9 protein-coding genes and 3 tRNA genes are annotated in these 12,420 nt (G+C 61.7%); 10 read left to right on the forward strand and 2 right to left on the reverse strand.

The window, feature by feature from the left end; all coding sequences use genetic code 11:
* Complete coding sequence (gene cysS, locus GA645_RS11010; protein WP_152222645.1) at nt 1-1,389, forward strand: cysteine--tRNA ligase; 1,389 nt, start codon at nt 1-3, stop codon at nt 1,387-1,389.
* A gap of 64 nt (nt 1,390-1,453) precedes the next feature.
* Here the strand turns inward: cysS and folD are convergent, their stop codons facing one another.
* Nucleotides 1,454-2,308 carry a bifunctional methylenetetrahydrofolate dehydrogenase/methenyltetrahydrofolate cyclohydrolase FolD gene (gene folD, locus GA645_RS11015; RefSeq protein ID WP_152222647.1) on the reverse strand — a complete coding sequence of 285 codons (855 nt, stop codon included), beginning with the start codon at nt 2,306-2,308 and terminating at the stop codon, nt 1,454-1,456.
* A 263-nt stretch (nt 2,309-2,571) separates the two neighbouring features.
* On the opposite strand from folD, the gene GA645_RS11020 reads away from it, so the two are divergent.
* The 9 genes from GA645_RS11020 (at nt 2,572) to GA645_RS11060 (ending at nt 11,518) form a co-directional block, all read left to right on the forward strand.
* Nucleotides 2,572-2,648: transfer RNA gene (locus GA645_RS11020), tRNA-Arg, on the forward strand.
* 31 nt (nt 2,649-2,679) lie between these two features.
* Nucleotides 2,680-2,755, forward strand: a tRNA-His gene (locus GA645_RS11025).
* Between the two features lie 52 nt (nt 2,756-2,807).
* Nucleotides 2,808-2,892: transfer RNA gene (locus tag GA645_RS11030), tRNA-Leu, on the forward strand.
* 142 nt (nt 2,893-3,034) lie between these two features.
* Entirely contained in the window at nt 3,035-4,345 is a 1,311-nt protein-coding gene (gene tig, locus GA645_RS11035; protein WP_152222649.1) for a trigger factor, read from the forward strand.
* Between the two features lie 92 nt (nt 4,346-4,437).
* Complete coding sequence (gene clpP / locus GA645_RS11040) at nt 4,438-5,076, forward strand: ATP-dependent Clp endopeptidase proteolytic subunit ClpP (protein WP_041711910.1); 639 nt, start codon at nt 4,438-4,440, stop codon at nt 5,074-5,076.
* A gap of 108 nt (nt 5,077-5,184) precedes the next feature.
* Complete coding sequence (gene clpX, locus GA645_RS11045; protein ID WP_152222651.1) at nt 5,185-6,465, forward strand: ATP-dependent Clp protease ATP-binding subunit ClpX; 1,281 nt, start codon at nt 5,185-5,187, stop codon at nt 6,463-6,465.
* A gap of 133 nt (nt 6,466-6,598) precedes the next feature.
* On the forward strand, nt 6,599-8,995 hold the full coding sequence (gene lon, locus GA645_RS11050; protein ID WP_152222653.1) for an endopeptidase La: 2,397 nt from the start codon (nt 6,599-6,601) through the stop codon (nt 8,993-8,995).
* A gap of 136 nt (nt 8,996-9,131) precedes the next feature.
* On the forward strand, nt 9,132-9,404 hold the full coding sequence (hupB, locus tag GA645_RS11055; protein ID WP_003087931.1) for a nucleoid-associated protein HU-beta: 273 nt from the start codon (nt 9,132-9,134) through the stop codon (nt 9,402-9,404).
* Nucleotides 9,405-9,631: 227 nt separating this feature from the next.
* Nucleotides 9,632-11,518, forward strand: coding sequence for a SurA N-terminal domain-containing protein (locus GA645_RS11060; protein ID WP_152222655.1), 1,887 nt, complete (start codon nt 9,632-9,634; stop codon nt 11,516-11,518).
* Nucleotides 11,519-11,606: 88 nt separating this feature from the next.
* On the opposite strand, the gene fabI is transcribed toward GA645_RS11060, so the two are convergent.
* Complete coding sequence (fabI, locus tag GA645_RS11065) at nt 11,607-12,404, reverse strand: enoyl-ACP reductase FabI (RefSeq protein ID WP_152222657.1); 798 nt, start codon at nt 12,402-12,404, stop codon at nt 11,607-11,609.
* Nucleotides 12,405-12,420: the final 16 nt, after the last annotated feature.

The raw sequence follows: 12,420 nt of genomic DNA on the forward strand, positions 1-12,420 counted from the left end.
ATGGCCGACTTGCAGATCTACAGCACGCTGTCCAAGACCAAGGACGCCCTCAAGCCGCTGGTCGGCAACCAGGTGCGCATGTACGTGTGCGGCATGACCGTCTACGACTTCTGCCACATCGGCCATGCCCGCGTGATGGTGGCGTTCGACGTCATCGCCCGCTGGCTGCGTCATCGCGGCTATGACCTGACCTATGTGCGCAATATCACCGACATCGACGACAAGATCATCCGTCGCGCCCAGGAGAACGGCGAGTCGTTCGAAGACCTGACCGCCCGCATGATCGCCGCGATGCACGAGGATGAGGCGCGCCTGTCGGTCCTGCGTCCGGACATCGAGCCGCGCGCCACCGGCCACATCGCCGGCATGCACGAGATGATCCAGACCCTGATCGACAAGGACTTCGCTTACGCTCCGGGCAACGGCGACGTCTACTACCGGGTCGGCAAGTTCGCCGGCTACGGCAAGCTGTCGCGCAAAAAGATCGAAGACCTGCGCATCGGTGCGCGGATCGAGGTCGACGAGTCCAAGGAAGACCCGCTGGACTTCGTGCTCTGGAAGGGTGCCAAGCCGGGCGAGCCGAGCTGGGGGTCGCCCTGGGGCGCCGGGCGTCCGGGCTGGCACATCGAGTGCTCGGTGATGTCCACTTGCTGCCTGGGCGAGACCTTCGACATTCACGGCGGCGGCCCGGACCTGGTGTTCCCGCACCATGAGAACGAGATCGCCCAGAGCGAAGCGGCTACCGGCAAGCTCTACGCGGCCAGCTGGATGCACGCCGGCGCGGTGCGCGTGGATGGCGAGAAGATGTCCAAGTCCCTGGGCAACTTCTTCACCATCCGCGAAGTCCTGGAGAAGTATCACCCGGAAGTGGTGCGCTTCCTGCTGGTCTCCAGCCACTACCGCAGCCCGATCAACTACTCCGAAGACAACCTTAAGGAAGCCAAGGGCGCGCTGGAGCGCTTCTACACCGCGCTGCGTGGCCTGCCGCAGGTGGCTGCCGAGGGTGGCGAGGCCTTCGTCGAGCGCTTCGCTGCGGCAATGGACGACGACTTCGGTACACCGGAAGCCGTGGCCGTGCTGTTCGAGATGGTCCGTGAAATCAACCGTCTGCGCGACAGCGAGCCGGCCGCGGCTGCCGCGCTGGCGGCGCGTCTGCGGGAGCTGGCCGGTCTGCTGGGTGTGCTGCAGCTGGATGCCGACGAGTTCCTCCAGGCTGGCGCGGCAGGCAAGGTCGATGCGGCGCAGGTCGAGGCGCTGATCCAGGCGCGTCTGGATGCCCGCGCGGCGAAGAACTGGGCCGAATCCGACCGTATCCGCGACGAGCTGACTGCTCTGGGCGTGGTACTGGAAGATGGCAAGGGCGGTACTACCTGGCGTCTCGCCGAGTAATTGCCTCGCCGGAAATGAAAAAGGCCGCTGATCAGCGGCCTTTTTCTTGCTCGTCGAAAACCTGTCAGGGGTGCAGGTGCTCGGCGGCGTACAGGGTGTTTTCCAGCAGGCAGGCGCGGGTCATCGGGCCGACGCCGCCCGGAACCGGGGTGATCCAGCTGGCGCGCTCGGCGGCGATGTCGTATTCCACGTCACCCACCAGCTTGCCGTCGGCCTGGCGGTTGATGCCTACGTCGATGACGATGGCGCCTTCCTTGATCCATTCGCCCTTGACCAGTCCCGGCTTGCCGGCGGCCACGACCACCAGGTCGGCGCGGCGCACGTGGTCGGCCAGGTCGCGGGTGAAGCGGTGGGTCACGGTGACGGTGCAGCCGCCCAGCAGCAGTTCCAGGGCCATCGGGCGGCCAACGATGTTGGATGCGCCCACGACCACTGCATCCATGCCGTACAGATCGACACCGGTGCTTTCCAGCAGGGTCATGATGCCCTTCGGGGTGCAGGGGCGCAGCAGCGGGATGCGTTGGGCCAGGCGACCGATGTTGAAGGGGTGGAAACCGTCCACGTCCTTGTCCGGGCTGATGCGCTCCAGCAGCTGGGAGGCATCGAGGTGGGCGGGGAGGGGGAGCTGGACCAGGATGCCGTCGATGGCCGGGTCCGCGTTCAGGCGGTCGATCAGCGCCAGTAGCTCTTCCTGGGTGGTGCTGGCGGGAAGGTCGTACGCCTGGGAGAGGAAGCCGACCTCTTCACAGTCCTTGCGCTTGTGCGCGACATAGACCTGAGAGGCGGGGTCGCTACCGACCAGGATCACAGCCAGGCCGGGGATGCGCAGTCCTTGCTGGCGGCGTTCGTTGACGCGTTGGGCAATCTGCTGGCGGAGGCTGGCGGCGATCGCTTTGCCGTCGATCAGTTTTGCAGTCATGTCGGGGGGATAACCATTAAGGCGGCTGAATAAGAAGGCGCGCATTTTCGCACGCTGCCTTCATAAGGCAAAGGCGGACGCCCCCGATTTGCCGTAACTCCTTTATCTCTTTGAATTTTTTTTAAAAAAGTTGTTGACGGGGTAGGGCCTCATCGATAACATGCGCCCCGCTTGCCGAGCACAGCCTGAAACACGAAAGAGGCGGTGCCAACCGATTCAGTGGTTCCACTGAGTCTGCTTAGCAAGGGTTGCCGCCACTTAAAGCGCCCGTAGCTCAGCTGGATAGAGCATCCGCCTTCTAAGCGGATGGTCGCAGGTTCGAGTCCTGCCGGGTGCGCCATGTGGCGTTCGGTACAAGCAAGTGTAATATGGTGGGCGTAGCTCAGTTGGTAGAGCACAGGATTGTGGCTCCTGGTGTCGTGGGTTCGATTCCCATCGTCCACCCCATATTCCGAAGCGCCAGGCCTTGAGCCTGGCGTTTTCGTTTCTGCGGTACCCTGCGGACGTGGTGAAATTGGTAGACACGCTGGATTTAGGTTCCAGTGGCGCAAGCTGTGAGAGTTCGAGTCTCTCCGTCCGCACCATCTTCTTTCCATAAGCTCTCGCATCCGTGAATCCCCGCAGCTTCCGGTCTTGGTGACTTCTGCATTTCTAGCTACTAGAATGCTTGCCCTTGATTCTGGGAGCCGGGAGGACCGGCTTACGTCTGTGCCACGAGGAATATCCATGCAAGTTTCCGTTGAAAGCACCTCCGCTCTTGAGCGCCGCATGACCGTTGGCGTGCCGGCCGAGCGTATCGAGACCGAAGTCAACAAGCGTCTGCAGCAGACCGCTCGTCGCGCCAAGGTTCCTGGCTTCCGTCCCGGCAAGGTGCCGATGAGCGTGATCCGTCAGCGCTACGAAGCCTCCGCTCGTCAGGAAGCCCTCGGTGACCTGATCCAGGAAACCTTCTACGAAGCCGTGGTCGAGCAGAAGCTGAACCCGGCCGGTGCTCCGTCCGTCGAGCCGAAAGTGTTCGAAAAGGAGAAGGGCCTCGAGTACGTCGCTACCTTCGAAGTCTTCCCTGAGTTCCAGGTTGCCGGTTTCGGCGGCATCAAGGTCGAGCGCCTGCAGGCCGATGTGGCCGACGCTGACCTCGACAACATGCTGGACATCCTGCGCAAGCAGAACACCCGTTTCGAAGCCGTTGACCGCGCCGCTCAGAACGACGACCAGGTGAACATCGACTTCGTCGGCAAGATCGACGGCGAAGCCTTCGCTGGCGGTTCCGCCAAGGGCACCCTGCTGGTGCTGGGCTCCGGTCGTATGATTCCGGGCTTCGAAGAAGGCCTGGTTGGCGCCAAGGCCGGTGAAGAGCGCGTTCTGAACGTGACCTTCCCCGAGGACTACCAGAACCTGGATCTGGCCGGCAAGGCCGCCGAGTTCGCCGCCACCGTCAACAGCGTTGCCGAGCCCAAGCTGCCGGAACTGAACGAAGAGTTCTTCGCTCTGTTCGGCGTGAAGGAAAGCACCCTGGAAGGCTTCCGCACCGAAGTTCGCAAGAACATGGAGCGTGAACTGCGTCAGGCCATCAAGTCCAAGGTGAAGAACCAGGTGATGGAAGGTCTGGTCGAGGCCAACCCGATCGAAGTTCCGAAAGCCCTGATCGGCAACGAAGTCAACCGTCTGCGCGTGCAGGCTGTCCAGCAGTTCGGCGGCAACATCAAGCCCGATCAACTGCCGGCCGAGCTGTTCGAAGAGCAGGCCAAGCGTCGCGTGGTACTGGGTCTGATCGTCGCCGAGCTGGTCAAGCAGCACGAGCTGAAGGCCGATGAAGCCCGCGTTCGCGAAATGATCGAAGAAATGGCTTCCGCTTATCAGGAGCCGGAACAAGTTGTTGCCTGGTACTACAAGAACGACCAGCAGCTAAACGAAGTCCGTTCGGTTGTACTGGAAGAGCAAGTTGTAGATACTGTCCTGCAGAAGGCCAATGTGACCGACAAGCAGGTATCCTACGAAGACGCGGTCAAGCCTGCTGAAGCTCCGCAAGCGGCCTGATCCATCGCTTCGTTCGATTGTCACAAGCCAGCCTTCGGGCTGGCTTGTGCGTCTTAGAGACATGATTTTTCATTAGGGAGTGATCGTCGGACATGCATAACCCTTATATGCCGCAAGTTCCGAACATTCAGGCCGCTGGTGGTCTGGTGCCGATGGTGGTGGAGCAGTCCGCCCGCGGTGAGCGTTCCTACGACATCTATTCGCGCCTGCTGAAGGAGCGGATCATCTTCCTGGTCGGCCAGGTCGAGGACTACATGGCCAACTTGGTGGTTGCCCAGTTGCTGTTCCTCGAAGCCGAGAACCCGGACAAGGACATCCACCTCTACATCAACTCCCCGGGTGGTTCCGTGACTGCTGGCATGTCGATCTACGACACCATGCAGTTCATCAAGCCCGACGTCTCCACCATCTGCGTGGGTCAGGCGTGCAGCATGGGTGCCCTGCTACTGGCCGGCGGTGCCGCTGGCAAGCGCTACTGCCTGCCGCACTCGCGCATGATGATCCACCAGCCGCTGGGCGGCTTCCAGGGCCAGGCCTCGGACATCGAGATCCACGCCAAGGAAATCCTTTTCATCAAGGAACGCCTGAACCAGGTGCTGGCGCATCACACCGGCCAGCCGCTGGACGTCATCGCCCGCGATACCGACCGTGACCGCTTCATGAGCGGCGAAGAGGCCGTCAGCTACGGCCTGATCGACCAGGTCTTCACTCAGCGTCCTTCCGCCAGCTGAGTTTCTCCGCAATACCGCGGCCGGTAATCCGGCCGCTTCGCGGGCTTGAAAATGCCTGCGAATGCCTTCATCTTGTCCTTCACGTATATCCCCGATTGGAACGATCGAATGACTGACACCCGCAACGGCGAGGACAACGGCAAGCTGCTGTATTGCTCCTTCTGCGGCAAGAGCCAGCACGAAGTGCGCAAGTTGATTGCCGGCCCCTCGGTCTTTATCTGCGACGAGTGCGTCGACCTGTGCAATGACATCATCCGTGAGGAGGTGCAGGAGGCACAGGCGGAAAGTAGTGCGCACAAGCTTCCGGCGCCGAAAGAGATCCGCACCATCCTTGATCAGTACGTGATCGGCCAGGAGCGTGCGAAGAAAGTGCTGGCGGTAGCGGTCTACAACCACTACAAGCGTCTGAATCAGCGTGAGCGCAAGGACGACGTCGAGCTCGGCAAGAGCAACATCCTGCTGATCGGGCCGACCGGCTCGGGCAAGACGCTGCTGGCCGAGACGCTGGCGCGCCTGCTCAATGTTCCCTTCACAATCGCCGATGCCACCACCCTCACCGAGGCTGGCTACGTGGGTGAGGACGTCGAGAACATCATCCAGAAGCTGCTGCAGAAGTGCGATTACGATGTCGAGAAGGCCCAGATGGGCATCGTCTACATCGATGAAATCGACAAGATCTCGCGCAAGTCCGACAACCCGTCGATCACCCGTGACGTCTCGGGTGAGGGCGTTCAGCAGGCTCTGCTGAAGCTGATCGAAGGCACCGTGGCTTCCGTGCCGCCCCAGGGTGGCCGCAAGCACCCGCAGCAGGAGTTCCTTCAGGTCGACACCCGCAACATCCTCTTCATCTGCGGTGGCGCGTTCGCTGGCCTGGAAAAGGTCATCCAGAACCGCTCCACCAAGGGCGGTATCGGCTTCAATGCCGAGGTGCGCAGCCAGGAAGCTGGCAAGAAGGTGGGCGAGGCGCTGCGTGAGGTCGAGCCGGAAGATCTGGTGAAATTCGGCCTGATTCCGGAGTTCGTCGGTCGTCTGCCGATCATCGCGACCCTGGACGAGCTGGACGAGCCTGCTCTGATGCAGATCCTCACCGAGCCGAAGAACGCGCTGACCAAGCAGTATGCCAAGCTCTTCGAAATGGAAGGTGTGGACCTCGAATTCCGCCCGGACGCCCTCAAGGCCGTGGCCCGCAAGGCGCTGGACCGCAAGACCGGTGCCCGTGGCCTGCGCTCCATTCTCGAAGGCATCCTGCTCGACACCATGTACGAGATCCCCTCGCAGAGCGAGGTCAGCAAGGTGGTCATCGATGAAAGTGTCATCGAAGGTTCTTCCCAGCCCCTGCTGATCTACGAGAACACCGAACAGCCGGCCAAGGCCGCGCCTGACGCCTGAAAATAGAAGGGGCCCCTGTGGCCCCTTCTTTCTTCCTATCTACCGCGCTTGTTTTTTCCCTGCCCTAACCCCATCTTAGCCCGAAGGGTCCATCCCATCGTTTTGGCCAAGTGCCGCTGTAGAGCCGAATATCATGAAAACACTCGTCGAGTTGCCCCTGCTGCCCCTGCGTGACGTAGTGGTGTATCCGCACATGGTCATCCCGCTGTTCGTGGGACGCGAGAAGTCCATCGAGGCCCTTGAGGCCGCCATGACCAGCGACAAGCAGATCCTGTTGCTGGCGCAGAAGAACCCGGCCGACGACGATCCGGGTGCGGACGGCCTGTACCGCATGGGTACCGTGGCCACCGTCCTGCAACTGCTGAAGCTGCCCGACGGCACCGTCAAGGTGCTGGTCGAAGGTGAGCAGCGCGGCCAGGTAGAGCGATTCGTCGACGAGGAAGCCTACTGTCGCGCCGAAGTTTCGATCATCGACGAGGCGTCCATCGGCGAGCGCGAGTCCGAGGTCTTCACCCGTAGCCTGCTGAGCCAGTTCGAGCAGTACGTGCAGCTGGGCAAGAAAGTCCCGGCGGAAGTGCTGTCCTCGCTCAACAGCATCGATGAACCCGGTCGCCTGGTGGACACCATGGCGGCGCACATGGCGCTGAAGATCGAGCAGAAGCAGGAAATCCTCGAGATCACCGAGCTGTCCGCCCGCGTCGAACATGTGCTTGCGATGCTGGATGCCGAGATCGACCTGCTGCAGGTCGAGAAGCGCATTCGTGGCCGCGTGAAGAAGCAGATGGAACGCAGCCAGCGCGAGTACTACCTGAACGAACAGATGAAGGCCATCCAGAAGGAACTGGGTGACATCGATGAAGGCCACAACGAAGTCGAGGAGCTGAAGAAGCGTATCGACGCCGCCGGCCTGACCAAGGAGGCCATGGTCAAGGCCACCGCTGAGCTGAACAAGCTCAAGCAGATGTCGCCGATGTCGGCCGAAGCCACCGTGGTACGTTCCTATATCGACTGGCTGGTGAACGTGCCGTGGAAGGGCGAGAGCAAGGTGCGCCACGACCTGGACAAGGCCGAGGACATTCTCGACGCGGATCACTACGGTCTCGAAGAGGTCAAGGAGCGTATCCTTGAGTACCTCGCCGTGCAGAAACGCGTGAAGAAACTGAAAGGCCCGGTGCTCTGCCTGGTCGGCCCGCCCGGCGTGGGCAAGACCTCGCTGGCCGAGTCCATCGCCCGTGCCACCAACCGCAAGTTCGTGCGCATGGCCCTGGGCGGCGTGCGTGACGAGGCCGAGATTCGTGGTCACCGCCGGACCTATATCGGTTCCATGCCGGGTCGCCTGATCCAGAAGATGACCAAGGTTGGTGTGCGCAACCCGCTGTTCCTGCTCGACGAGATCGACAAGATGGGCAGCGACATGCGCGGCGATCCCGCCTCGGCGCTGCTGGAGGTCCTCGATCCGGAACAGAATCACAACTTCAACGATCACTATCTTGAAGTCGACTACGACCTGTCCGACGTGATGTTCCTTTGCACGGCCAATTCCATGAACATTCCGGCCGCGCTGCTGGACCGCATGGAGGTGATTCGTCTGCCGGGTTACACCGAGGACGAGAAGGTCAACATCGCCGCGAAATATCTTGTACCAAAACAGACTGCGGCCAACGGCCTCAAGAAGGGTGAGCTGACCTTCGACGAAGCGGCGACCCGCGACATCATTCGTTACTACACCCGCGAAGCCGGTGTGCGCAGCCTGGAGCGCCAGATCGCCAAGGTCTGCCGCAAGGCGGTGAAGGAGGGCACCAAGGCCAGGCGTATCGACGCCAAGGTGACTCCGGAAACCCTCGAGAACTATCTGGGCGTGCGCAAGTTCCGCTACGGCCTGGCTGAGCAGCAGGACCAGATCGGCCAGGTGACTGGCCTGGCCTGGACCCAGGTGGGTGGCGAGCTACTGACCATCGAATCGGCCATCGTTCCCGGCAAGGGCGCGCTGACCAAGACCGGTTCGCTGGGTGACGTCATGGCTGAATCCATCACCGCCGCGCTGACCGTGGTGCGTAGCCGGGCGAAGAGCCTGGGTATTCCGGCGGATTTCCATGAGAAGCAAGACATCCATATCCACGTGCCGGAAGGCGCTACGCCCAAGGATGGTCCGAGTGCCGGTATCGGCATGTGCACTGCGCTCGTTTCTGCCATTACGCAGATTCCCGTGCGCGCCGATGTTGCCATGACCGGTGAAATCACCCTGCGGGGTCAGGTGCTGGCCATTGGCGGTCTGAAGGAAAAACTTCTGGCCGCGCATCGGGGTGGAATCAAGACCGTGATCATCCCTGAGGAAAATGTCCGAGATCTTAGGGAAATTCCGGATAATATTAAGGCCGATCTCGTTATTAAACCGGTTAAATGGATTGACGAGGTCCTGCAAATTGCGCTGCAATACGCGCCGGAGCCCTTGCCCGATGCGGCTCCCGAGATGGTTGCAAAGGATGAGAAGCGCGAGTCTGATTCCAAGGAGCGAATCAGCACGCATTAGTTGGGGGGCTTTCTTGACACTGTTTTTGAGCCCTTGTTATAAAGCGGCACTTGCTTTGTCAGTTGGCAAACCAGCACCTGCTTTTGCTTACACCTAACACATAGAAACATACTCAACAGAAATAAGGGGACTTAGAGTGAACAAGTCGGAACTGATCGATGCTATCGCCGCATCTGCTGATATCCCGAAAGCTGTTGCCGGTCGCGCTCTGGACGCGGTGATCGAGTCTGTAACTGGCGCCCTGAAGGCTGGTGACTCCGTCGTACTGGTCGGCTTCGGCACCTTCGCCGTGAAAGAGCGTGCTGCTCGCACCGGTCGTAACCCGCAAACCGGCAAGCCGATCAAGATCGCTGCCGCTAAGATCCCGGGCTTCAAGGCCGGTAAAGCCCTCAAGGATGCTGTAAACTAAGCGTCTTTTTGGACTAGACCTGGATCGGCTCAGTCTCGGCTGAGTCGATCACGGAGCGGCGACCCTACGGGCCACGGCCTGATAGGGATCGCTAGGGGTCACGGGCAAATGCCCGCACGCTCCACCAGTTACGAGAAGGCGCATCCTCGGATGCGCCTTTCTTATATCCGCCTTTTTCCACGCCGCGCCGCCATTGACGGCAGGCCGTGGCCGCGCTCGGGGGCCGCATGCTGCAAAACATCAGGGACAATTCTCAGGGCTGGATCACCAAGACCATCCTGGGGGTCATCGTTGTCCTCATGGCTTTGACCGGGTTCGATCAGATCATTCGCGCAACCCACCACGAGAACGTCGCCGCACAGGTCAATGGCGACGACATCGGTCTGCCGGAACTGCAGCAGGCCGCGGACATGCAGCGTCGCCAGCTGATGCAGCGTCTGGGCAAGGACTTCGATGCGTCCATGCTCGACGACAAGCTGCTCAAGGACTCCGCACTGAAGTCGCTGATCGAGCGCAAGCTGATCCTGCAGGCCGCCCAGAAGGACAAGTTCGCCTTCTCCCAGTCGGCGCTGGACCAGCTGATCGTCGAGACTCCGGAATTCCAGGTGGACGGCAAGTTCAGCCCGGACCGCTTCGATCAGGTCATTCGCCAGATGGGCTACAGCCGCATGCAGTTCCGCCAGATGTTCGGCGAAGAAATGCTGATCGGCCAACTGCGCGCCGGTATTGCCGGCACCGGCTTCGTCACCGACGACGAGCTGAAGGCCTTCGCCCGCCTGGAAAAGCAGACCCGTGACTTCGCGACCCTGACCCTCAAGGCCGATCCGGCCAAGAGCAAGGTCGAGGACAGCGAGATCAAGGCGTACTACGACGCCCACAGCACCGAGTTCATGACTCCCGAGCAGGTCACCATCGACTACGTCGAGCTGAAGAAGTCCGGCTTCTTCGCGCAGGTCGAGGCGAAGAAGGAAGACCTCGATGCCCTCTATCAGAAGGAAATCGCCGGTCTCGCCGAACAGCGCGACGCCGCGCATATCCTGATCGAGGTGAACGACAAGCAGAACGACCAGCAGGCCAAGGCCAAGATCGATGAGATCAAGGCGCGTCTGGCCAAGGGCGAGGACTTCGCCAAGCTGGCCAAGGAGCAGTCCAACGACGTCGGCTCCGCTGCCAATGGCGGCGACCTGGGCTATGCCAGTCGTGGTGTGTATGACCCCGCCTTCGAAGAGGCGCTCTATGCGCTGAAGAAGGACGAAGTCTCCGCCCCGGTGAAAACTCCCTACGGCTGGCACCTGATCAAGCTGCTGGGCGTCGAGGCGCCGCAGGTTCCGAGCTTCGAGATCCTGAAGCCGAAGCTGGAGCAGGACGTGAAGACCCAGCTGGTCGAGCAGCGCTTCGTCGATGCCACCAAGCAACTGGAAAGCGCTGCCTACGAGGCCTCTGACCTGTCCCAACCGGCCCAGGACATGGGTCTGAAGGTACAGACCAGCAAGCCGTTCGGCCGCGAAGGCGGCGAGGGCGTGACCGCGAACCGCCAGGTGATTCAGGCGGCCTTCAGTCCCGAGGTGATGGAAGACGGCGCGAACAGCGGCGCTATCGAACTGGATCCGGATACCGTGGTCGTACTGCGGGTCAAGGAGCATCGCAAGCCTGAGCAGGAAACCCTGGAGCAGGTGAGCGCGACCATCCGCACCCGTCTGCAGCAGGACCACGCGGCCACCGATACCAAGGCCCGTGGTGAAGCGCTGCTCGCCAGCCTGCGCGATGGCAAGACTCCGTTGAATCAGGATCAGGAAGGCCAGAGCTGGAAAGTGGTGGAAGCCGCTTCGCGCAGCCAGGAAGGTGTAGAGCCGGTGGTGCTGCAGGGCGTATTCCGCATGGCGCATCCGGCCTCGGCCGACAAGCCGAGCCTGTCCGGTGTGGCGCTGCCCAATGGCGACTTCGTGCTGGTGCGTCTCTCCGGAGTCAGCGAGCCGGAAGCCAAGATGACCGACCAAGAGAAAGCCATGTACCAGCGCTTCCTCGCTTCGCGCAGTGGTCAGGAGGACTTTGCAGCCTTCCGTCGCCAGCTGCAGGAGCAGGCGAAGATCGAGAAATTCGACAACGCCAAGTAATGCCCAGCCCGGGCTGCCTCAGGTAGCCCGGTGTCTGAAAAGAAAAAGGCCGCATCTGCGGCCTTTTTTCATGGGCGGGCGAAAGACCTCACTCGTCTTCCAGCGGCCCCATGGCGGTGGTGTTGAAGCCGCCGTCGACATAGAGGATCTCGCCGCTGATACCGCTGGCCAGGTCGGAACAGAGGAAGGCCCCGGCGTTGCCGACTTCTTCGATGGTCACGTTGCGCCGCAGGGGCGTCTGTCGTTCATTGGCGGCGAGCATCTTGCGGAAGCTCTTGATGCCCGAGGCAGCAAGAGTGCGAATGGGACCGGCGGAAACGGCGTTGACCCGCGTGCCCTCCGGGCCGAGGCTGCCGGCCAGGTAGCGCACGCCGGCTTCCAGGCTGGCCTTGGCCATGCCCATCACGTTGTAGTTGGGCATGGTGCGTTCGGCACCGAGGTAGGAGAGGGTCAGCAGGCTGCCATTGCGGCCCTTCATCATGCCGCGGCCGGCCTTGGCCAGGGCGACGAAGCTGTAGGCGCTGATGTCGTGGGCGATCCTGAAACCATCGCGGGTGGTGACTTCGGTGAAGTCGCCGTCGAGCTGGTCGCCCGGTGCGAAGCCCACGGAGTGGACGATGATGTCCAGGCCGTCCCAGTGCTTGTTCAACTCGGCGAACACCGCCTCGATGTCGGCATCGTTGGCGACGTCGCAGGGGAAGCACAGCTCGGCGCGGGAGCCCCAGCCGGCGGCGAACTCCTCGACACGGCCCTTGAGTTTGTCGTTCTGGTAGGTGAAGGCCAGCTCCGCGCCTTCGCGTTGCATTGCCGCGGCAATGCCGGAGGCGATGGAGAGTTTGCTGGCGACGCCGACGATCAGGGCGCGCTTACCGGTCAGAAATCCCACGGGGGCTCCTCCTCCC

The organism is Pseudomonas sp. SCB32 (genome assembly GCF_009189165.1).
In the GTDB taxonomy this organism is placed as follows: domain Bacteria; phylum Pseudomonadota; class Gammaproteobacteria; order Pseudomonadales; family Pseudomonadaceae; genus Pseudomonas.

Excerpts from the sequence above, each read along its gene's own strand:
- cysS (WP_152222645.1), top strand. The coding sequence starts at position 1 with ATGGCCGACTTGCAGATCTACAGCACGCTGTCCAAGACCAAGGACGCC.
- folD (WP_152222647.1), bottom strand. The coding sequence starts at position 2,308 with ATGACTGCAAAACTGATCGACGGCAAAGCGATCGCCGCCAGCCTCCGC.
- tig (WP_152222649.1), top strand. The coding sequence starts at position 3,035 with ATGCAAGTTTCCGTTGAAAGCACCTCCGCTCTTGAGCGCCGCATGACC.
- clpP (WP_041711910.1), top strand. The coding sequence starts at position 4,438 with ATGCATAACCCTTATATGCCGCAAGTTCCGAACATTCAGGCCGCTGGT.
- clpX (WP_152222651.1), top strand. The coding sequence starts at position 5,185 with ATGACTGACACCCGCAACGGCGAGGACAACGGCAAGCTGCTGTATTGC.
- lon (WP_152222653.1), top strand. The coding sequence starts at position 6,599 with ATGAAAACACTCGTCGAGTTGCCCCTGCTGCCCCTGCGTGACGTAGTG.
- GA645_RS11060 (WP_152222655.1), top strand. The coding sequence starts at position 9,632 with ATGCTGCAAAACATCAGGGACAATTCTCAGGGCTGGATCACCAAGACC.